16 protein-coding genes are annotated in these 20,851 nt (G+C 68.6%); 9 read left to right on the plus strand and 7 right to left on the minus strand.

Going from position 1 to position 20,851, the window contains the following annotated elements; translation table 11 throughout:
* The first annotated feature begins 5 nt into the window (after window positions 1-5).
* Window positions 6-2,405, plus strand: a complete 2,400-nt coding sequence (locus ACYX7E_RS12040) for a circularly permuted type 2 ATP-grasp protein (RefSeq protein WP_462080815.1) — start codon at window positions 6-8, stop codon at window positions 2,403-2,405.
* Between the two features lie 10 nt (window positions 2,406-2,415).
* Window positions 2,416-3,309, plus strand: coding sequence for a transglutaminase family protein (locus tag ACYX7E_RS12045; protein WP_462080816.1), 894 nt, complete (start codon window positions 2,416-2,418; stop codon window positions 3,307-3,309).
* A 96-nt stretch (window positions 3,310-3,405) separates the two neighbouring features.
* Here ACYX7E_RS12045 and ACYX7E_RS12050 read toward each other — a convergent pair whose 3' ends face one another.
* The 3 genes from ACYX7E_RS12050 to ACYX7E_RS12060 form a co-directional block, all read right to left on the minus strand.
* Window positions 3,406-4,479, minus strand: a complete 1,074-nt coding sequence (locus tag ACYX7E_RS12050; protein ID WP_462080817.1) for a 3-deoxy-7-phosphoheptulonate synthase — start codon at window positions 4,477-4,479, stop codon at window positions 3,406-3,408.
* A gap of 300 nt (window positions 4,480-4,779) precedes the next feature.
* Window positions 4,780-6,090 (minus strand): sensor histidine kinase, encoded by a 1,311-nt coding sequence (locus tag ACYX7E_RS12055; protein ID WP_462080859.1) that lies wholly within the window; start codon window positions 6,088-6,090, stop codon window positions 4,780-4,782.
* Between the two features lie 68 nt (window positions 6,091-6,158).
* The gene (locus ACYX7E_RS12060) at window positions 6,159-6,872 is read right to left on the minus strand and encodes a response regulator (RefSeq protein ID WP_462080818.1); all 714 of its coding nucleotides are present in this window, start codon (window positions 6,870-6,872) and stop codon (window positions 6,159-6,161) included.
* Window positions 6,873-7,018: 146 nt separating this feature from the next.
* On the opposite strand from ACYX7E_RS12060, the gene ACYX7E_RS12065 reads away from it, so the two are divergent.
* Entirely contained in the window at window positions 7,019-7,969 is a 951-nt protein-coding gene (locus ACYX7E_RS12065) for an aspartyl protease family protein (protein WP_462080819.1), read from the plus strand.
* A gap of 114 nt (window positions 7,970-8,083) precedes the next feature.
* Here ACYX7E_RS12065 and groL read toward each other — a convergent pair whose 3' ends face one another.
* The 4 genes from groL to ACYX7E_RS12085 all read right to left on the minus strand — a co-directional run bounded on the left by groL (window position 8,084) and on the right by ACYX7E_RS12085 (window position 14,644).
* Window positions 8,084-9,721 (minus strand): chaperonin GroEL, encoded by a 1,638-nt coding sequence (gene groL, locus ACYX7E_RS12070; RefSeq protein ID WP_462080820.1) that lies wholly within the window; start codon window positions 9,719-9,721, stop codon window positions 8,084-8,086.
* A gap of 117 nt (window positions 9,722-9,838) precedes the next feature.
* Window positions 9,839-10,129, minus strand: coding sequence for a co-chaperone GroES (gene groES / locus ACYX7E_RS12075; RefSeq protein WP_462080821.1), 291 nt, complete (start codon window positions 10,127-10,129; stop codon window positions 9,839-9,841).
* A 285-nt stretch (window positions 10,130-10,414) separates the two neighbouring features.
* Window positions 10,415-13,630 carry an amidohydrolase family protein gene (locus ACYX7E_RS12080; RefSeq protein ID WP_462080822.1) on the minus strand — a complete coding sequence of 1,072 codons (3,216 nt, stop codon included), beginning with the start codon at window positions 13,628-13,630 and terminating at the stop codon, window positions 10,415-10,417.
* 519 nt (window positions 13,631-14,149) lie between these two features.
* Window positions 14,150-14,644, minus strand: a complete 495-nt coding sequence (locus tag ACYX7E_RS12085; protein WP_462080823.1) for an acyloxyacyl hydrolase — start codon at window positions 14,642-14,644, stop codon at window positions 14,150-14,152.
* Window positions 14,645-14,832: 188 nt separating this feature from the next.
* On the opposite strand from ACYX7E_RS12085, the gene cutA reads away from it, so the two are divergent.
* From cutA to accC, 6 genes are all read left to right on the plus strand, one after another.
* Window positions 14,833-15,156 carry a divalent-cation tolerance protein CutA gene (gene cutA / locus ACYX7E_RS12090; RefSeq protein WP_462080824.1) on the plus strand — a complete coding sequence of 108 codons (324 nt, stop codon included), beginning with the start codon at window positions 14,833-14,835 and terminating at the stop codon, window positions 15,154-15,156.
* An 8-nt stretch (window positions 15,157-15,164) separates the two neighbouring features.
* Window positions 15,165-17,549, plus strand: coding sequence for a protein-disulfide reductase DsbD family protein (locus ACYX7E_RS12095; RefSeq protein ID WP_462080825.1), 2,385 nt, complete (start codon window positions 15,165-15,167; stop codon window positions 17,547-17,549).
* The gene (locus ACYX7E_RS12100; RefSeq protein ID WP_462080826.1) at window positions 17,546-18,145 is read left to right on the plus strand and encodes a TlpA family protein disulfide reductase; all 600 of its coding nucleotides are present in this window, start codon (window positions 17,546-17,548) and stop codon (window positions 18,143-18,145) included. The genes ACYX7E_RS12095 and ACYX7E_RS12100 overlap by 4 nt, the downstream gene beginning before the upstream one ends.
* Window positions 18,146-18,262: 117 nt before the next feature.
* On the plus strand, window positions 18,263-18,706 hold the full coding sequence (gene aroQ / locus ACYX7E_RS12105; protein ID WP_462080827.1) for a type II 3-dehydroquinate dehydratase: 444 nt from the start codon (window positions 18,263-18,265) through the stop codon (window positions 18,704-18,706).
* Window positions 18,707-18,910: 204 nt separating this feature from the next.
* Window positions 18,911-19,402: an acetyl-CoA carboxylase biotin carboxyl carrier protein gene (accB, locus tag ACYX7E_RS12110; RefSeq protein ID WP_462080828.1), complete on the plus strand. Its 492-nt coding sequence runs from the start codon at window positions 18,911-18,913 to the stop codon at window positions 19,400-19,402.
* 10 nt (window positions 19,403-19,412) lie between these two features.
* Entirely contained in the window at window positions 19,413-20,780 is a 1,368-nt protein-coding gene (accC, locus tag ACYX7E_RS12115) for an acetyl-CoA carboxylase biotin carboxylase subunit (RefSeq protein ID WP_462080829.1), read from the plus strand.
* Window positions 20,781-20,851 lie beyond the last annotated feature (71 nt).

Below are 20,851 nucleotides of genomic sequence, written 5' to 3' on the forward strand. Positions count from 1 at the left end.
CGCCGATGGTTGCCGCCACCTCCCCCGCTGAAGACGACAGCCTGCTGTCGCGCTATCGCCCGCTGCTCGGCGGCGCCGACGAGATGCTGTCCGACGATGGCGCGTTGCGTCCGGCCTGGCGCGATTTCGTCAGCATGCTCGAGGCGATGCCGGCCGAGGAACTCGACACCCGCTTCGCGCGCGCCGAGCAGTACGTCAAGGATGCCGGCGTCTATTACCGCGCCTACGACAGCACCAGCGACGCGCCCGAACGCGCGTGGCCGCTGGCGCCGGTCCCGGTGCTGCTGGACGAGGACGACTGGACTCTGATCCGCCAGGGCCTGGTGCAGCGCGCCGACCTGCTGGAGCACATCGCGGCCGACCTGCACGGCCCGCAGCACCTGGTCCGCGACGGCCTGCTGCCGCCGGAGCTGGTCGCCGGCAACCCGGAGTTCCTGCATCCGCTGGTCGGCATTGCGCCGCGCGGCGGGCATTTCCTGCATTTCTGCGCATTCGAACTCGGGCGTGGTCCCGATGGACGCTGGTGGGTGCTGGGCGACCGCACGCAGGCGCCGTCGGGTGCGGGATTCGCGCTCGAGAACCGCGTCGCCACGCTGCGGGCGTTCCCGGATCTGCCCGAAGGCGTGCACGTGCACCGGCTCGCGGGGTTCTTCCGTCGCTTCCGCGATGCGCTGCAGGAACTGACCGGCGATCCCGCGCGCGCGGTCGCGATCCTGACGCCGGGACCGAACAACGAAACCTATTACGAGCACGCCTGGATCGCGCGCTACCTCGGCATCCTGTTGCTGGAAGGCGAGGACCTCAGCGTCCGCGACGGCCAGCTGATGGTGCGCACGGTGTCGGGCCTGCAACCGATCAGCGTGCTGTGGCGACGCCTCGATGCCGCCTTCACCGATCCGCTCGAGCTGCGTCCGGATTCGTGGATCGGCACGCCGGGCCTGGTCGGCGTGCTGCGCGCGGGCAATGCATCGATCGTCAACGCGCTTGGCAGCGGCCTGCTGGAAACGCGTGCGCTGGCGGCGTTCCTGCCCGGCATCTGCCGTGCGCTGCATGGCGACGAGCTGTTGCTGCCGGGCATCGCGACCTGGTGGTGCGGACAGGACAGCGCACGCGAACAGGTCATCGCCGACCTCGACCGCATGATGATCGGTCCGGCGCTGTCGACGCAGCTTCCGCACGACGACATGCAGGCCACGCTGCTGGCCGGCCAGCTCGATCCCGACGACCGCGCGCACCTGCTGCAGCGCCTGCGCGACGAGGGTGGGCAATGGGTGGCGCAGGAAGCGGTGACGCTGTCGACGACACCGGCCTACATCGATGGCCGGCTGGAACCGCGTCCGTTCGTGCTGCGCGCATTCGTCGCACGCACCGCGCAGGGTTGGGACGTGATGCCCGGCGGGTTCGCGCGCGTCGGTGCGCATACCGACAACCGCGCGATCGCAATGCAGCATGGCGGCCAGGCCGCGGACGTCTGGATCGTCAGCACGCGCCCGGTCAGCCAGGACACCCTGCTGCCGATGCGCCAGCCCACGCCACGCAGCGCCGGCACCAGCGAGCTGCCCAGCCGCGCGGCGGAAAACCTGTTGTGGCTCGGCCGCTATGCCGAGCGCAGCGAAGCCATCGCACGCGTGCTGCGCGCCTACCATGCGCGCCTGGCTGAACAGGCACAGGGTCAGGCGCCGCTGCTGGAGTTGCTGGCCGCGCACCTGCTGCAACTCGATGTCGCGGTCGAGCAGCCGATTCCCGAAGGCCTGCTGCGCAGCATCGACGGCGCCGCCACCAGCGCCGGACGCATCCGCGACCGCTTCTCGCCCGATGGCTGGTCCGCGCTCAACGACCTGTCGCACACCGCCTATCGCTTCTCGCGCCAGATCCGCCCCGGCGACGACGCCAGCCGCGCCGCGACCGTGCTGCTGCGCAAGCTGGCGGGCTTCTCCGGCCTGCTGCACGAAAACATGTACCGTTCGACCGGCTGGCGCTTCCTCGAGATCGGTCGCCGCATCGAACGTGGACAGCAGATCGCGCACCTGCTCGCGGAAACCGTGCGCGACGACGCGCCCGAAGGCCTGCAGCAGGCGGTGCTCGAGATCGGCGACAGCGTGATGACCTGGCGCAACCGCCATGGCGTGCAGGCCGGCCCGCTCAGCGTCATCGAACTGCTGGCGCTGGATCCGGCCAATCCGCGTTCGGCGAGGTTCCAGATCGACGTGCTGAAAGATGAGTTCGCACGCTTGCCGGCGCATGTCCACGGCGCCGCGCTGCCGTCGTTCTCGCGCGAGATCCTGCGCCTGCACACCAGCCTGTCGATCCGCGATGCCGACAGCCTCGGCGCCGACGACCTGGTCGCGCTCGGCAACGACATCGGCAACCTGTACGACCAACTGGCGCGGACCTACTTCGGATGAGCGGCCGTCGATGAGATACGACGTCCGCCTGCGCCTGCGCTACGTCTACCAGCACACGGTCGCCGACAGCCGGCAGCTGGTGCGCGTGGTCCCGCGCAGCCTGTCCGGCATCCAGCAAGTCCGCGAGACCCTGCTGCGGATGACACCGATGCCGACCGAGCGCAGCAGTTTCGACGACTTCTTCGGCAACCAGGTCGTCTCGGTCGCACTGCGCGACCCGCACCAGGAACTCGACCTGGAGATGCGTGCGCTGGTCGATGTCGAGCGCGGCCCGGAGGGCCCCGACCTGTCACCCGCGCTTGAGGACCTGCAGGCAGCGCTGCGCGGACAACGCTCGCTGGCCGCCGATGCGCCCTGCCATTACCTGCCGGCCAGCCGGCGCGTGCTGCTGCTGTCGCGGATCACCGCCTACGCCGCGCGCAGCCGACTGCACCCGGACGGCAGCGAACGCAGCGTGCTTGCGCTCGCGCAACACCTCAACCAGCGGCTGCGCGAGGACTTCGCCTACGACCCGGAAGCCACCGAGGTCGATACGCCGCTGGCGGAAGCCTTCGACATGCGTCGCGGCGTCTGCCAGGACTTCAGCCACATCATGATCGCGGGGCTGCGCGGGCTCGGCATTCCGGCCGGCTATGTCAGCGGCTTCCTGCGCACGATTCCACCGGAAGGCCAGCCACGCCTCGAAGGCGCCGATGCCACCCATGCCTGGGTCCGCGTCTGGTGCGGCGAACAGATGGGCTGGCAGGAACTCGACCCCACCAACGCGATCCGTGCCGGCAACGACCACATCGTCATCGGCCACGGCCGCGACTACAGCGACGTCACCCCGATCCTCGGCGTCCTCAAGACCTCGGGCGCGCATGAAGCGAGCCAGGCCGTCGACGTGATCGCACTGGACGCCTGACGCAGTCGAAGCGAGGACATCCGCAGGCGCCACCGCGCGGTCGCGCCCCTGTCCGCGCGCCCGGCATCGACGCGCCGCGACATTATCCTCGCCGCATCAGGCCGCCCGCTCCACCCGCAATGCGCGCCGCGCACGCACGGCTGTCGCCAGGCGTTCGAGCACGACAACCGACGTATCCCAGTCGATGCAGCCATCGGTGATGCTCTGCCCGTAGACCAGCGGTTGGCCGGCGACCAGCGCCTGCTTGCCGGCGACCAGGTGGCTTTCGATCATCACCCCGACGATGCGGTGTTCGCCGGCCTCGAGCTGGTGCGAGATGTCGTCGACGACCTTGGGCTGGTTGTCGGGATTCTTGCCGCTGTTGGCATGGCTGGCATCGATCATCAAGCCGGCAGGCAGGCCGTTGGCGACCAGCAGGCGCGCCGCCGCGTCGACGCTGGCGGCGTCGTAGTTGGGCTGGCTGCCGCCGCGCAGGATCACGTGGCAGTCCGGATTGCCGGCGGTCGCCGCGATCGCGCTGTGCCCGTCCTTGGTGACGGCCAGGAAATGATGCGGATGCGAGGCCGCGCCGACGGCGTCGACCGCGATCCGGACATCGCCGCTGGTGCCGTTCTTGAAGCCGACCGGGCACGACAGTCCCGACGCCATTTCGCGATGCACCTGGCTCTCGGTCGTGCGCGCGCCGATCGCGCCCCAGGCCACCAGGTCGGCGATGTACTGCGGCGAGATCGTATCGAGGAATTCCACGCCGGCCGGCAGGCCCAGTCGGTTGATGTCGCGCAGCAGGCCGCGCGCGACGCGCAGGCCCTTGTTGATCTGGAAGCTGCCATCGAGGTCGGGATCGTTGATCAGGCCCTTCCAGCCGATCGTGGTGCGCGGCTTCTCGAAATACACGCGCATGACGATCTCGAGCGCATCGCCGAGCGTGTCGCGCAGCGGGCGCAGGCGCTGCGCGTATTCGATCGCAGCGTCGGGATCGTGGATCGAACAGGGGCCGACGACGACAACCAGGCGGTCGTCGCGACCATGCAGGATGTCGTGGCAGGCCGCGCGCGCGGACGCCACCGTCGTGGAGGCCTCGTCGTCGCAGGGCAGGTCGGTCAGCAGTTGTGCGGGAGACACCAGCGGTTCGAGCTTGCGGATGCGCAGATCGTCGGTATGTGGAGGCATGTCGAGGTCTTCAGTACGGGAATCGGGAGGAGGAGACAGTCGGGAAAACAGGCAACAAAAAAGCCGCCAGGTTCGCTGGCGGCTTTCGGGAATGCGTCTGAAGGGTTTCTTCAGCGTGAGCGCAATCCTTCCTCCGCCTGTGGCTTTGGAAAGTAATACCAAGCAAAGTAGTTGGCGCGGACTGCGTTCATGGGGCGTATTGATAACACAGGGCTTGCGGACCGCCAACTGTTTCAGTCGCAACTTGACCGGCATCGACGGCAGCACGGCCAACGCCGTGTGCATGGCCGATCAGGGCGCTCAGGGCGAGCCGCGCGCCGGCCAGCGCAGCCGCGCGATCAATCCTCCGCCCGGCCGATCCAGCAACTGCACCTCCCCGCCATGCCGTCGGGCAGCCACCTGCGCGACCGCCAGCCCGAGCCCCACGCCGCCGGTGTCGCGATTGCGCGACGCCTCGTGACGCTCGAACGGCTGCAGCAGGCGTGCCTTGTCGGCTTCGGCAATCCCCGGCCCGCGGTCGGCGACATCGATGATGATGTCGCCTGCCTCCTGCCGCAGCGACAGCTCGGCCTGCCCGGCGTAGCGCGCGGCATTGTCGATCAGGTTGTCGACCGCACGCCTGATCAGCAACGCATCCAGTTCCAGCGTCCCGATGATCGGACAGTGGATTTCCATGGCGATACCACGAGCCCGTGCATGCTGCGCGCAGTCGCCCAGCAGCGCACACAGATCCGTCGCCTGCCGCTGCGGGGGCTGCAGCTCGCCGCGCGCGTAGTCCAGCACCTGGTCGATCATCAAGGTCATGCGCTCGATGTCGGACACCATGCGTGCCGCCTGCTCCGGCGGCGCGCTGTCCGCGCGCAGGCGCAGCCCGGTCAACGGCGTGCGCAGGTCGTGCGCGACCGCCGCCAGCATGCGCGTGACCGTCCCGGCCTGGTCGCGCAGGCGCTGGCGCGCCGCATTCACTGCGTCGGCAAGGTCCTGCACCTCGCGCGGCCCCTCGCGCGGCAATGATGATGCGGACTGCAGCGAGAGCGTCGTGCTCGCATCCGCCAGCCGACGCAGCGGGCGCGTCAGCCGCAAGGCCAGCCATGCCGCCAGCGGCGCCAGCAGCACGGCACCCGCGAGCAGGGCCCACAGGACCTGTCGCCGCCACGACGCCAATCCGCTGTAGTCCGGGCCAACGACAAGCCAATGGCCATCGGCCTGTCGTACCGCCAGCTCGAAGGCCGGCCAGCGCAGCTCCGGCAGCAGCAACGCCGGCTCCAGCCCTGCGCCCCTCGCCTGATGCGCATCCAGCAACCGCCCCTGCTTGATCACCTGGACCTGCACCGCGGCCGGGTCCACGGTCTGTCGCCAGACCGCGCGTACCTGCGACTGCGGACGTTGCAGCTGCTCGGCGACGACGGCCGTCAGCCACGCATTGCCGGTGCCCTCCGGAGGCTGCGGTTGCCGCCAGCGGCGCAGCCCTACGTCGTTGCCACGGCGTTCGCCGCGCATGACCTGCAGGGCCTCGCCCAGATTCATCTGCGGTGCCTGCGGGCTCGGCAGCATCCAGACGACCGCAAAGCTGATCGCCTGCGAGACCAGCAGGGTCGCAAGCGTCAGCAACGCGACCCAGGTCGCCGTGCGCCAGGGCCGGTTCCCCGCCGGGCGCTTGTCGTCGTCGAGCGGCCGGCTCATCTGCGCGTTACTGTGGCGGCGAAACGATAGCCCTCGCCGCGCAGGGTCTGGATCAAGGCCTCGCCGCCATGACTGGCCTGACCGAGCTTGCGCCGCAGGCGGCTGATCGCCAGGTCGATCACGCGGTCGAACGGCTCGCTGTCGTCGCCACGGGTCAGACCCATCAGCTGATCCCTGCTGAGCACCCGCCCCGTGCGCTCGACCAGCACACGCAGCAACGTGAACTCTCCACCGGTCAGCGCCACCTCGCCGCCATCGGGCGCCAGCAACACACGATGCTGCGGACGCAGGGTCCAGCCATCGAAGCGCAGTGTGTCGCCACCGATGTCGGCGTCTGCGGTCCTGGTCGCGCGCCGTAGCAGCGCGCGCACGCGCGCCAGCAGTTCACGCGGATCGAAGGGCTTTGCCAGGTAGTCGTCGGCGCCCATCTCCAGCCCGATGACCCGGTCGGGCGTGGTCGCCATGGCGCTGAGCATCAGGATGGGCATGCCGCGCGCCTGCATCCGCCTGCAGACCGACAGCCCGTCCTCGCCGGGCATCATCCAGTCCAGCACCAGCAGGTCGCTGGGGCGTTGCGCCAGCAAGGCGTCCATCGTCGCGGCGTCGGCCGCAACCCGGACCTGGTAACCGTGCAGGCGCAAGCACTCGGCGATCGCATCACGGATGCTGGCATCGTCGTCCACGACCAGGATGTCTTCGGCTGGGCTCATGCATGGGCTCCCGTGCCCGGATTATCACGCCGGTTTGTATCCACACTGTATCGGCCGGGTCGCCGCCCCGTACTGGGGCAGACTGCAACGGACATCCTGCCGATACAGGGCGCCGATGCAATGGCCGCCCCTGAAGGAGAATCCAGATGCGAACCACCGTTTTGTCGTCGATGCTGTCATTGCTCCTGCTCTGCGGCCCGGCCGGCATGGCCCATGTCCATGCAGACACCCCGCACAGCACCGCGCAAGACCACGACATCCCGATGTGGATGCAGGGCGGGCATCCGACCGTGGCGGTGCAGGTGAACAACAGCGTCGAGCCACTGCACTTCGTCATCGACAGCGCCGCCGGTGCGACCGTCATCGACGAGACGACGGCGCGCCGTATCGGCCTGGAAGATCCCACCGCGGAAGGCGTGGCCGTCGAGGGGGCCACCGATCGCAGCGCGCTGCTGCGGCGCAGCCGGGAGGCGCACTGGCGGGTCGGCAGCCTGTCGTTCCACGCGGCGGCCATGCAGACCGACCTCAGCCGCCTCGGCCGCGCGAGCCCGCGCCGCATCGACGGCATCCTCGGAAACGACATCACCCATGCCTATGACGTCACGTTCGACATCGTCGGGCAGCGGGTCACGTTGCAGCCACCCGGCACCTTGAAACTCGACAGCGCCTGCGCAGCCAACGCACTGCCCCATCGCGACGCCTCGATGGCGCATTTCGGCTTCGTGGTGATGCAGTTGGGTACGCAGAAGATCGATGCTGTCGCGGTCATCGACACCGGCGCCGCCCAGACGATCCTCAACGGCGCCGCGGCGAACGCGCTCGGGCTCAGCACTGATGGCAGCGATCAGCGCCTGCGCGTGCGCGAGACGGGCACGCGTGGCCTTGGCGAACGCGCCATCGAGACCTGGCTGTACACGCTGCCGTCGCTGGCGATGGGACCGTGGGCGCACGCGCCGCTGGAAGTCCGCATCAGTGAACTGCCGGTCTTCGCCTCACTCGGCCTGAAGGAGCGCCCGGCCTTGATCCTCGGCGCCGACGCGATGCTCGATGCCCGGGTGCAGATCAGTGCAGGTGCGGCACATATCTGCCTGCGCTGACGTGGAAGGGAAGCGGACGCCGGGTCAGTGACGCCTGCTTTCGGACACAAAAAACCCCGCCGTGAGGCGGGGTCCTTTTGATTGCGATGGCACGACGGGCGTCGTGCGGCTGGATCAGAAATCCATGCCGCCCATACCGCCCATGCCGCCGCCCGGCATCGCCGGCTCGTCCTTCTTCGGCAGCTCGGCCACCACGGCTTCCGTGGTGATCGCCAGGCCAGCGACCGAGGCCGCGTGCTGCAGCGCCGAACGGGTGACCTTGGTCGGATCCAGGATGCCGAACGCGATCATGTCGCCGAACTCGCCGGTCGCCGCGTTGTAGCCGAAGTTGCCTTCGCCTTCCTTGACGCGGTTGACGACCACCGACGGCTCTTCGCCGGCGTTGGCGACGATCTCGCGCAGCGGGGCTTCCAGCGCGCGACGGGTGATCGCGATGCCCAGGTCCTGGTCGGTGTTGGCACCCTTCAGGCCGACGACGGCCTTCAGCGCGCGGATCAGCGCAACGCCGCCGCCCGGGACCACGCCTTCTTCCACCGCGGCACGGGTCGCGTGCAGGGCGTCTTCAACGCGGGCCTTCTTTTCCTTCATCTCGATCTCGGTCGACGCGCCGACCTTGATCACCGCAACGCCGCCGGCCAGCTTGGCCACGCGCTCCTGCAGCTTCTCGCGGTCGTAGTCCGAAGAAGTCTCTTCGATCTGCGCCTTGATCTGCTTGATGCGCGACTCGATCGCACCGGTGTCGCCGGCGCCGTCGATGATGGTGGTGTTTTCCTTCGAGATCTGGATCTTCTTGGCGCGGCCCAGGTCGTTGATCGTGGCCTTCTCCAGCGACAGGCCGACTTCCTCGGACACTACGGTGCCACCGGTCAGCACGGCGATGTCTTCCAGGATCGCCTTGCGGCGGTCACCGAAGCCCGGCGCCTTGACGGCGGCGACCTTGACGATGCCACGGATGGTGTTGACGACCAGGGTCGCCAGCGCTTCGCCTTCGACTTCCTCGGCGACGATCAGCAACGGCTTGCCGGCCTTGGCCACGCCTTCGAGCACGGGCAGCAGGTCGCGGACGTTGGAGATCTTCTTGTCGTGGATCAGGATGAAGGGGTCGTCGAATTCAACCTGCTGCGACTGCTGGTTGTTGATGAAGTACGGCGACAGGTAGCCACGGTCGAACTGCATGCCCTCGACGACGTCGAGCTCGTTCTCCAGGCCCGAACCTTCCTCGACCGTGATCACGCCTTCCTTGCCGACCTTCTGCATCGCTTCGGCAATGATGTTGCCGATCGACTCGTCGGAGTTCGCCGAGATCGTACCGACCTGGGCGATCGCCTTGTCGTCGGCGGTCGGCTTGGACAGGTTCTTCAGCTCGCCGACGGCGGCCTTGACGGCCTGGTCGATGCCGCGCTTGAGGTCCATCGGGTTGATGCCGGCGGCCACGGCCTTCAGGCCTTCGCGGATGAACGCCTGGGCCAGCACGGTCGCGGTGGTGGTGCCGTCACCGGCGATGTCGGAGGTCCGCGACGCGGCTTCCTTGACGATCTGCGCGCCGATGTTCTCGTACTTGTCGGCCAGCTCGATCTCCTTGGCGACGGACACGCCGTCCTTGGTGATCGTCGGGGCGCCGAAGCTCTTCTCGAGCACGACGTTGCGGCCCTTCGGGCCGAGGGTGACCTTGACCGCGTTGGCCAGGGTGTTCACACCCTTGAGGATGCGGGCGCGGGCGTCTTCGCCGAAGCGGACTTCTTTGGCTGCCATGTTGGTGAAACTCCGAAAATTTGGAATGGGGACGTGAGAAAGGTCAGAAGCAGGAGCGACATCGCGGCGGAATGGAGATCAAGGCAGTGCCTGCTCCATCCCGGCCGTCGATCGGTATCAACCGATGACAGCGAAGATGTCGTCTTCCTTGACCACCAGGAATTCATTGCCGTCGAGCTTGACCTCGGTGCCGCTGTACTTGCCGAACAGGACCTGGTCGCCGACCTTGACCTTCGGGGTGCGGGTGCTGCCGTTGTCGAGCGCCTTGCCTTCGCCGACGGCGACGACTTCACCCTTGATCGGCTTCTCGGTGGCCGAATCCGGAATCACGATGCCACCGGCGGAGACTTTCTCTTCTTCGGTGCGCTTGATGACGACACGGTCGTACAGCGGCTTGATGTTGCTCATGGTCAATCCTTTAAGTGATTGATTGGATGGAAAAAGTTGGGCGATGTTAGCACTCGTTGATGACGAGTGCCAGCACAGCGGCCGTGAAAACCCCGGCGCACCGGGATGGTCGGAAGATGGGCGCCCCTCGGGGGGTTTCAAGGGGACGCCGGAAAAATTCCTGCCGACAGCGCCGTACGCCGGCGTGCGGTCGTTGCCCTGCCGGCCCGCATGCCCACAGGCAGGCAGCCCTGACAGGCCGGCCCTGACCTGTCGCGTCAGCCCAGGCTCGACGCGCGTACGCGATCAGGGCCTCGCAACCGCCGTACCCTGCGGACCGGCGTCGCGGAACCACGGGCGTGGCAAGGACCGCTGTCGCGGCCAGGTCTCGTCAAGCGAGCCGGCGTCGTAGAGACGGCCGTTCTTCATCACCGACTCGATCGCCTGGCTGTTGCGGATGTCGGCCAGCGGATCGCGCGTCAGCACCAGCAGATCGGCGAGCTTGCCGGCCTCGAGGCTGCCCAGTTCGCCGGCACGCCCGATGACGCCGCTCGACCCCAGCGTGGCCGCCCGCAGGACCTCGTGCGGTGTCGCGCCGCCCGACGCATGCGCCTCCAGCTCCCAGTGGTAGCCCACGCCCTGCATCTCGCCATGGCTGCCGACACCGATCCGGCCGCCGGCACGCTGCACCGCGGTGACGTCGCGGGCGAAGCGCGGATAGTCCTGGTCCTGCGGCCGCGACCAGCGCCGGTACTCGGTCTTGGCCTGCACCACGTCGCCGGGGATGAAGCGCCGCACCTTGGGATCGTCCTGCGGCAGGTGCGCGATGATCATCGCGTCCAGCGCCTGGCGCCCGCCGTACAGCACCTGGAGGGTCGGCGTATAGGAAATGCCGCTCCCGGCCAGCAGCGCGATGACGTCCGTGCGCAAGGGCGACACCGGCAGCGTGTGCTCGTTGCCGGCAAAGCCGTCGACGGCATGACTCAGGTTCAGGCGCGCATCGCTGGCGCCCTCGGTGGTCGGCAGCATGCCCATCGCATGCGCGGCTTCGATGAAGGCCCGCCGCTGCGCGCGGTTGCCCATCATGTAGGCCTTCACGTTGCGGGTGCGGTAGTGGTCGCGATAGCGCGCCAGCACCGCGCGCGCATCGTCGGCGCTGTCGATGCCGCTGTCGACGAAGACCCCGGGGCCGGTCGAATACGCGCGCGGTCCGACCATCAGGCCTGCATCGAGCAGGTCCTGGTAGGCGAACACGTCGGCGGTGAACGACTGCACGTCGAGCCCGCTGGTCACGCCATAGGCGAGGTTGGCGAGGAACTCCCAGGGTTCGGGATCGAGCACCGAGCGGCGGATCCCGAACCAGTGCGCATGCGTGTCGATGAAGCCCGGCAGCAGCCAGCGTCCGGAGACATCGCGGATCTCCACGCCGTCGGGCAATGGGAACGATCCGCGTGTGCCGATCGCGGCGATGCGGTTGCCGACGACCAGCACGTCGGCACGCCGGATGACCTCGTCGCCGCGCATCGTGATCGCGTTGCCGCCGCGCAGCAGCAGCGCGCCGGCAGGTTGGTCACGCGGCATCTCGACGCTGAGCTGCTGCGCGCGGGCCTTCGCTTCCGCGCTGCCGGCAGCCGCGCCGCGCTCGACATCGGCCAGGGCCACGCGATGGTAGGTCGACCCGACCATCCAGGCGATCGCCTTGCCGCCGTCGATCCAGGCGAACGCGTCCGCGCCGACGCGCGTCAGTGTCGTCCAGCCCGGCCCGGGACGGGTCAGGTCGACGTCCGGCGTAGCGCCGGGTTTCGCCGGCGCCGGGACATCGACCAGGAACAACTGCGAGGCCGCGCGCGCCAGCGCGCGCCGGCCGTCGGGGTGCAGCCGGACCTCGGCCACCGGGACCGGCACGCCGACATACTGCGATGGCGAACGCTGGCGCACCGCCAGCAGGGGATCGGGCTCGCCACCCGCGAGCGGGATCGAGACCACGGCCTGTCCGGAGTAGACCTGCAGGCGGCCGCGTGCGCGGTCGTACTGCAGCGCACGCGCACCCGCAACCTCACCCAGCCGCGTCTGCGCGCCATCCGCCGCGATGCGGACCAGATCAGTCGGTAGCGACGGCGCGAATTCGGTCGGTGCCGATACCCGCGCATGATGGCTGGCGCGCAGCACGACAAGATCGCCCTGTCCGTGTCCAGTGCCGACGGGCAGGAACATCGGCTCGCTGTAATACGCCGCCACCTGCGTGCGCTGCCCTGGCGGCTGCGTGCCATCGGCGGCCACCGTCCAGACCTGCCCACCCTCGCGCGGCGACCAGGTCACGTAGGCAATCATGGCGCCATCGGGCGACCAGGCCGGATGCCAGGCATGCACGCCGGAGGTCTCCAGCTTGCGTGGCGCGGTTCCGCGTTCGAGGTCGTGCACGTACAGCGCTCCGAACGCAGTGAACGCCAGCTGCTGGCCGTCGGGCGACAACGCCGGCGACTGCAGCAGGCGCGCACGCACGGGACCGGTCTCTTCGCTGGATTCGATATGCAGGTCCGGCCCGATCTCCAGCGCCACCCGCGTCGAGAACGGCAGCGGTGTACGCGTACCGTCGAGCGCGATGGTCTGCAGTCCGCCTCCGACCGCGACCAGCACGGCGCTGCCGTCCGGCAGGAAACGGTAACCGGGCAACAGGTCGGCGTAGTAGCCGCCCTCCTGTCCATCGGGATCGAGCGGCCAGCTCAGCCAGCGATCCTCCGACGTCTCCAGGTCGCGGATGCGCAGGCCGGTGCGGCCTTCGCTGCGGCTGGCGTAGACCAGCTTGCGCCCATCGCGGGACAGCACAGGCTTCATCGCGCCACCGGGCAATTGGATGAAGCCTGCATCGTCGCCGGTCTTCAGGTCGTGGCGCATGATCGACCAGGTATCCGGATTGACCTTGTCCGACCAGGTCGTGCCGCGCTTGCTGGCGTAATACAGGTAGCGCCCCTGCGGCGACACCGCGACGCCGAGCGCATTGCGCCGGCTGTCGAAGGATTCGTGCCCGGCCGGCTGCGCCGACACCACCTTGACCGGCTTGCCGCCCGACAGGTCGTAGCGGAACAGTTCGAACGCCAGCAGCGGCGGCATCGTCCGCGATGCATAGACCGAGGTGCCGTCGGCCGACCAGGCCGGTGAAGCGAAGAACTCGACGCCGGTATCGAACGACAACTGCCGCGGCTGGCTGCCATCGCTGCGGGCCACCCAGACATTGTTGCTGCCCGAGCGGTCGCTGAGGAATGCGAGCTGCGTGCCATCGGGCGAGAACACCGGGCTGGTCTCATGCGCAAGGCCGGACAGCAGCGGCGTCGCGTCACCACCCCCGATGTCCATGCGATGGATCTCGCCCAGCACATCGAACACGATCGTGCGTCCATCCGGCGAGACGTCGTGCGCCATCCAGGTCACTTCGCTGGTCTGCACCTCGAACGGGCGCGACTGCGGCAGCGAGGTCAATCCTTCGCTCGCGCTGGCGTGCGCGCCGGCCAGCAGCGTCAGCACGAGCGCAATAAGGCGAAGCCCATCGCCGCCAAGCCTCCGCGGCGTCGTGGCCCTGCCGATGTCATTGCCGACGTAGACCTTGCTGGCGTGGACCTTGCTCGGGTGAAGATTGCTCGCGTCAATGTCGCGACAGTTCTGGGCATGGCCGGCGCGGCCGGCAAGCGGGACACATGCGTGCAAGGCACGACCTCGGACGATGGCAGGAGCTACCGATGATAGTCGCGGATCATCGGATTGCAGGCCACGCGCGCGGACAGCGACCCGATCGCGGCCCGCGTTGACCCGATTGCGCGTGCACAGGGGTCGCGAGGCTCGCGTGCGCCGACGCGCATCACCTTTTCATCGCGCGGGGATCAACGTGTTGCGGTCACGGTGCAAGCGGATCGCACCGGCCCGCGCAGCGCATCAGGCATTGAAGTCCCGGCTGCCGCCTTGCGCGTCAGCGATCGACTGTTCCTGTCGTCAACCGGTGCTGCAGTCAAACAGTGCCGCTGCCCACCGGACGAACGCAATCGCCGATCAGAACCGCCAGGCGGCCTGCAGCATGGTCTCGCCGTCATTGGGCTGGTGGATGCTGGCGTTGGAGATGTGGCGGGCCAGCAGCGAGAAGTGGCTCCAGCGCCAACCGATGGTGCTGACGAACTGCGGATTGCCCGACAGCGCATCGGTCTGTCCGACCTGCAGGCCGACACCGAAGCCGGCGGTCAGTCCGCTCGGGCGCTCGTAGCGCAGGCCACCGTGGAAGACGCCGGCGTCTTCCTTCAGGTCCAGCCGGGTGTTGTCACGTCCGCGCACATAGATGCCGCCGACTTCCCAGCGCAGCGTGCCGCCCTTGAACTCGCGCCACTCCGGCAACCAGGCCACGGCCGCGACTGGCGTGGATTCGTTGTCACGGGTGAACGACATGCCAAGGCCGACTTCGACATTGTCCTGCGCCGAGGCGGGCGCGAGGGCAGACACGGCGGTGGCAAACGACAGGAGCAATCCCGACATCAACAGGGCAGAGGCGCGCATGGGCGTGGACAGACAGGTAAGAAGGCGAAATTATACTGCCGAGTTCACTATTTGTTGCAAGCCCGCTCGGCGCCATCGCTGGAACACTGCTTCCAGCCGCAATGGCTTGGCACCACCCGCGTGCCGACGGGCTGCTCCCGCCGAGGTCGGCTACCCTATCGGTCCCCTTCCGCATCGCTGTATCGCCCTTGTCTGCCCTGATCTGCTTCTGCGCCTGCCCGGATACCGACACCGCCGACCGTCTCGCCCGGACCCTGGTCGAGGAGCGGCTGGCGGCCTGCGTGCAGCGCCTGCCCGGCGTGCGCTCGGTGTATCGCTGGCAGGGCCAGGTCGAATCGGCCGACGAGCACCTGCTGCTGATCAAGACGGCCCCGGCGCAGTGGCCGGCCCTGCAGGCGCGCGTGCTGGCCCTGCATCCGCACGACGTGCCGGAACTGATCGCCGTCGAGACGGCGGCGGGCTTTCCGCCCTATCTCGACTGGATCCAGGCGCAGACCGGAGCCGCCGCATGAGACCTCGCATGATCGGGAACACGACCGCCGGTATACGACGCCTGCGACCGGGCTGGCAGGCCGCGCTCGCGGCCGTGCTGCTGGGCCTGTTCGCGCCGGCCGCCATCGCGGCGATCGACGAATCCGACCTGCTGCCGGTCGACGAGGCATTCGCGCTCAGCGCGCGCGCCGCCAGCCGCGACCGCATCGAGCTGCAATGGAAGATCGCGGACGGCTATTACCTGTATCGGCACCGCACCAGCGTCAAGGCCGCCGATGCCGGCTTCACCGCAGGCGAACTGCAGTTGCCAGACGGCAAGCGCCATACCGACGAATTCTTCGGCGAGGTCGAAACCTATCGCGGCAGCCTACAGGCGACCCTGTCCGGTAACGCGGCCGCCGCCACCCGCCAGGTCAGCGTGCAGGTGCGCTACCAGGGTTGCGCCGACCTCGGCATCTGCTATCCGCCGCAGACGCGCACGCTGCAAGTCACGCTGCCTGCAGCCGGCGCCGGCGACAGCGGTTTCGCCGCGCTCGGGCAGCGCCTGGGCGGCGGCGCAGCGGCACGGCCGAATGCGCTCGGCAGCCGCAACGCGCAGGCGTTGCCGCTGCCGCCCGAGCAGGCCTTCGCCTTCGAGGCCATCGTCGGCGACGGCAATACGGTGCTGATGCGCTTCACCCCGGCGCAGGGCTATTACCTCTACCGCGACCGCAACAGCTTCCGCGTCGACGGCGCGCCCGGCATCAGCGCCGGTAGTCCGCACTGGCCCAAGGGTCGCGCCCACCACGACGAACACTTCGGCGACGTCACGGTGTATTTCGATCAGGTCGACGTGCCATTGCCGCTGCGCCGACAGCACGGCGACGCTGCGAAGATCACGCTGCAAGCGACGTTCCAGGGCTGCCAGGACGACGGCATCTGCTATCCGCCGATGACGCGTTCGGTCGCGCTGTCGATCCCGGCAGGCACGGTGGAGAGCCCGACGCAGGCGGCGGCCGAAGCCGCAGTGGCAGCCGCAACGGCAGTCACCCAGTCATCGGGCGATGACGCCAGCCCTGGCAACACGACGCCTGACCCTATCGTGGGCAACGCCACACAGGTTGCCGACGGTCGCCCCGCCGCGAACACCCCGGGCCCCGCCGGCGATGCCTCGTCCGACAACGCCGCGCGCACGCCGCCCCCCGCACCTGCCGGCGGCAGCCTGCTCGGGGCCCTCATACTCGCCCTGTTCGGCGGCCTGGTGCTGAACCTGATGCCCTGCGTGCTGCCGATCCTGTCGCTGAAAGTGCTGGGGCTGGCGCAAAGCGGCGAGAGCCGCGCCCGCGCGCGCAGCCACGCGCTCTGGTACACGCTGGGCGTGCTGGCCGCATTCGCCGCGATCGGCCTGCTGGTGATCGCGCTGCGCGGCACCGGCCAGGCGCTGGGCTGGGGCTTCCAGTTGCAGCAGCCGTGGTTCGTCGCCGCGCTGGCCTACCTGATGTTCGCGGTCGGCCTGAGCCTGTCGGGCGTGTTCACGCTCGGCGGCGGTTTCGGCAACGTCGGTCACTCGCTGGCCAGCCGGCAGGGACCGGTGGGTGATTTCTTCACCGGCGTGCTGGCCTGCATCGTCGCCAGCCCCTGCATCGCACCGTTCATGGGCGGCGCACTGGCCTTCGCGTTCACCGCATCGACGCCGGTCGCGCTGGCGGTGTTCCTCGCGCTGGGCCTCGGACTGGCGCTGCCGTTCCTGCTGATCGGTTTCATCCCGGCACTGGCCACGCGCCTGCCGCGTCCCGGTGCGTGGATGGAAACGCTGAAGCAGGTCCTGGCGTTCCCGATGTACCTGACCGCGATCTGGCTGCTGTGGATCCTCGGCCGCCAACGCGGCGTGGACGCGATGGCGCTGGCAGCGGTCGGCCTGACCCTGCTCGCGCTCGGCCTGTGGTGGCACGAGCGCGGCCGCTGGCGCGAGTCGACAGTCGCGCGCGTGCTGGCCGGACTGGTGCTGCTGGCCGCCCTGCTGCCGATCTGGAAACTGCAGCAGTTGCCGCCGCCGCAGGCATCGGCCGCCACGACCGGCGTCGACGCCGGCCATGTCGCCTATGACGCCGCCAAGCTGCAGTCGCTGCGCGACGAAGGCCGCGTGGTTTTCGTCAACATGACGGCGGACTGGTGCGTGACCTGCAAGGCCAACGAAGGACGCGTGCTGTCCAGGCCCTTCTTTGCGGAGGCGCTGCGCGCAGCCGATGCCACCTACATGGTCGGCGACTGGACCAACATCGATCCGCAGATCAGCACCTTCCTCGAGCAGCACAAGGCCGTCGGCGTGCCGCTGTACGTGGTCTATCCGCGCGGCGGTGGCGATGGCGAAGTGCTGCCGGCGATCCTCGGCGAGGACATGCTGCGGGCAGCCCTGGAGCGCGCCGCGCGATGAAGGTCACGCCGCTGCGCATCGTCATCGCCGCCCTGCTGGCCGGCAGCCTGGGCGTCGTCGCCAGCGTGCTGATCAATGGCCCGGGGCCGCTGGCCGGCACCGAGTTCGGGCAGCGCGCGTTGAACCACGCCGCCAGCGCCAGCGCGCCGGCCGCACCGCCCGGGGTCAGGGTGCCGACCCGTGGCGACACGGTGGCGGCCTTCGAGATCGCCGACCTCGACGGCGCCCCGGTACGCCTGCCGGCCGACTTTGCCGGCCGCCCGCTGCTGGTCAACATCTGGGCCAGCTGGTGCGGGCCGTGCATCGAGGAAATGCCCGAACTCGACCGCTTCGCCGGCGAACAGGGCGCCAACGGCACCCAGGTCCTTGGCATCGCCCTCGACGACGCCGAGGCCGTGCGCAGCTTCCTGCAGCGCATTCCGGTCGGGTATGCGATCGCACTGGACGCTCCCGGTCCTGCAGATGCCGGCGTGCGCGTCGGCAATCCGCGCGGCGTGCTGCCGTATACGGCGCTGATTTCAGCCGATGGCCGCGTGCTGAAGCAGAAGATCGGGCCGTTCCAGCATGGCGAAATCGACGGCTGGGTCACGGATTGAAGTGAAAACTCAAACACTTGCTTAACTTCAGTCATCGTCGGCGAACTGGACAGTAACCGCGCCTTGGCGCAGACTGCCGCCCAATCCGGGCAAGCGCCCTTGGGCATACCATTGCGAATGGCGAAATTGCTGGTCCTGCACGGCCCCAACCTCAACCTGCTCGGTACACGCGAGCCCGAGGTCTATGGCCGCACCACCCTGGCCGACATCGAGGCGGGCCTGCGGCAGACTGCGGAGGCGGCCGGCCATGCGCTGGAGAGCCTGCAGTCGAACGCCGAGCATGTGCTGGTCGACCGCATCCAGGCCGCCCGCACCGACGGCACCGCCTTCATCCTGATCAACCCGGCGGCGTTCACCCACACCTCGGTCGCGATCCGCGATGCGCTGGCGGCAGTCAGCCTGCCGTTCATCGAGATCCACCTGTCCAACCCGCACGCCCGCGAAGCCTTCCGCCACCACAGCTATCTCAGCGACCTGGCGGTCGGCGTGATCTGCGGCTTCGGCGCAGACAGCTACCGCTACGCACTGGACGCCGCCTTGACGCGGCTGGGCGGCGCTTGAAGACGATCCGCCCGCTCACGGCCCAGCGCCGCCTGCCCCGCCCGTCACACGCGGTGCGCGCGACAGACCGCAGGCTGGCAGGCCAAGTCCGCGCCTCGACGCTGGCCAACGACCTCCCGACCCGCGCATGCCCCGACGCTGCGCCGTCACCCCGACACGTGCTTTGACGCATTCCCTTTCCTGAAAGACACCCCGAGGCCATCCATGGACCTGAGAAAAATCAAGAAGCTGATCGACCTGCTCGAGGAATCCAACCTCGCCGAGATCGAGATCAAGGAGGGCGAGGAATCGGTCCGCCTGTCGCGCAACCCGGTCGGCTCGGCGCAGATGGTCTACGCGCAGCCGGCCGCCTCGCAACGCGCGCCCGAAGCGATGCCGATGCAGTCCCCGGTCGAAGCCGCCACCGGCGGCGGCCGTCGCCCGTCCGACGCCGAACCGGCCGCAGGCAACGGCCTGCCCGACGGCCACGTCGTCAAGTCGCCCATGGTCGGCACCTACTACTCGTCGCCCGCCCCCGACAAGCCGGCGTTCGTCACCATCGGCCAGCAGGTCAAGGCCGGCGACACGCTGGGCATCATCGAAGCCATGAAGATGTTCAACCCGATCGAAGCCGACATCTCCGGCACCCTGCTGGCGATCGTCGTCGACAGCGGTCAGCCGGTCGAATTCGACCAGCCGATGTTCGTGATTGGCTAAGGGCCCGCTCATGCTCGATAAAGTCGTCATTGCCAACCGCGGCGAGATCGCGCTGCGCATCCTGCGCGCGTGCCATGCCCTCGGCATCCGTACGGTCGCGGTGCACTCCACCGTCGATCGCAACCTCAAGCACGTGGCGATGGCCGACGAGTCGGTCTGCATCGGCCCGGCGCCCTCCAACCGCAGCTACCTCGACATGCCGGCGATCATCGCCGCGGCCGAAGTCACCGATGCGCAGGCGATCCATCCGGGCTACGGCTTCCTCAGCGAGAACGCGGACTTCGCCGAACGCGTCGAACAATCAGGCTTCATCTTCATCGGTCCCAAGGCAGAGACCATCCGCCTCATGGGCGACAAGGTCGAGGCGATCCGCGCGATGAAGGAAGCCGGCGTGCCCTGCGTGCCCGGCAGCGGCGGACCGCTCGGCGACGATCCGGCGACCAACGTTCGCATCGCGCGCGAGATCGGTTACCCGGTGATCGTCAAGGCGGCCGGCGGCGGCGGCGGACGCGGCATGCGCGTGGTGCATACCGAAGCCGCGCTGGTCACCGCGATCGCGACGACCAAGCAGGAAGCCAAGGCCGCTTTCAGCAACGACATGGTCTACATGGAGAAGTTCCTCGAGAACCCGCGCCATGTCGAGATCCAGGTCCTTGCCGATGGCCAGGGCAATGCGATCCACCTCGGCGAGCGCGACTGCTCGATGCAGCGCCGCCACCAGAAGGTCGTCGAGGAAGCGCCGGCACCGGGCATCACCCCGGAGCTGCGCGCCGAGATCGGCAAGGTCTGCGTCGAAGCCTGCATCCGCATCGGTTATCGCGGCGCTGGCACCTTCGAATTCCTGTTCGAGGACGGCCGTTTCTACTTCATCGAGATGAATACCCGCATCCAGGTCGAGCATCCCGTCACCGAACTGGTCACCGGCATCGACCTGGTGCGCGAGCAGTTGATGATCGCGTCGGGCCGCAAGCTGTCAATCCGCCAGGAAGACATCGTGCTGACCGGCCATGCGATCGAATGCCGCATCAACGCCGAGGATCCCGAGAGCTTCCTGCCCTCGCCCGGCCTGGTGAAGCACTTCCACGTCCCCGGTGGCCCCGGCGTGCGCGTGGATTCGCACGTCTATGAAGGTTATGCCGTGCCGCCCAACTACGACTCGATGATCGGAAAGCTGATCGTGCACGGTGCCGACCGCGCGCAGGCGATCGCACGCATGCACGTCGCGCTCAGCGAGATGGTCGTCGACGGCATCAAGACCAACATCCCGCTGCAGCAGCGCATCATGCGCGACAAGGGCTTCCAGGCCGGTGGTCAGAACATCCACTACCTCGAGAAGCGCCTGGCCGAGCGCAAGGACAAGGGCCTGTCGATCGGCTGACCCCGGCGGCCTCTGGCCCGGTTTTTCTTCTCGAGCGCCGCGGCTTGCCGCGGCGTCTGCTTCTTCCATCG

The sequence above is a fragment of the Luteimonas sp. RIT-PG2_3 genome, from assembly GCF_054902115.1.

Excerpts from the sequence above, each read along its gene's own strand:
- ACYX7E_RS12040 (WP_462080815.1), top strand. The coding sequence starts at position 6 with ATGGTTGCCGCCACCTCCCCCGCTGAAGACGACAGCCTGCTGTCGCGC.
- ACYX7E_RS12045 (WP_462080816.1), top strand. The coding sequence starts at position 2,416 with ATGAGATACGACGTCCGCCTGCGCCTGCGCTACGTCTACCAGCACACG.
- ACYX7E_RS12050 (WP_462080817.1), bottom strand. The coding sequence starts at position 4,479 with ATGCCTCCACATACCGACGATCTGCGCATCCGCAAGCTCGAACCGCTG.
- ACYX7E_RS12060 (WP_462080818.1), bottom strand. The coding sequence starts at position 6,872 with ATGAGCCCAGCCGAAGACATCCTGGTCGTGGACGACGATGCCAGCATC.
- ACYX7E_RS12065 (WP_462080819.1), top strand. The coding sequence starts at position 7,019 with ATGCGAACCACCGTTTTGTCGTCGATGCTGTCATTGCTCCTGCTCTGC.
- groL (WP_462080820.1), bottom strand. The coding sequence starts at position 9,721 with ATGGCAGCCAAAGAAGTCCGCTTCGGCGAAGACGCCCGCGCCCGCATC.
- groES (WP_462080821.1), bottom strand. The coding sequence starts at position 10,129 with ATGAGCAACATCAAGCCGCTGTACGACCGTGTCGTCATCAAGCGCACC.
- ACYX7E_RS12085 (WP_462080823.1), bottom strand. The coding sequence starts at position 14,644 with ATGCGCGCCTCTGCCCTGTTGATGTCGGGATTGCTCCTGTCGTTTGCC.
- ACYX7E_RS12095 (WP_462080825.1), top strand. The coding sequence starts at position 15,165 with ATGATCGGGAACACGACCGCCGGTATACGACGCCTGCGACCGGGCTGG.
- ACYX7E_RS12100 (WP_462080826.1), top strand. The coding sequence starts at position 17,546 with ATGAAGGTCACGCCGCTGCGCATCGTCATCGCCGCCCTGCTGGCCGGC.
- aroQ (WP_462080827.1), top strand. The coding sequence starts at position 18,263 with ATGGCGAAATTGCTGGTCCTGCACGGCCCCAACCTCAACCTGCTCGGT.
- accB (WP_462080828.1), top strand. The coding sequence starts at position 18,911 with ATGGACCTGAGAAAAATCAAGAAGCTGATCGACCTGCTCGAGGAATCC.
- accC (WP_462080829.1), top strand. The coding sequence starts at position 19,413 with ATGCTCGATAAAGTCGTCATTGCCAACCGCGGCGAGATCGCGCTGCGC.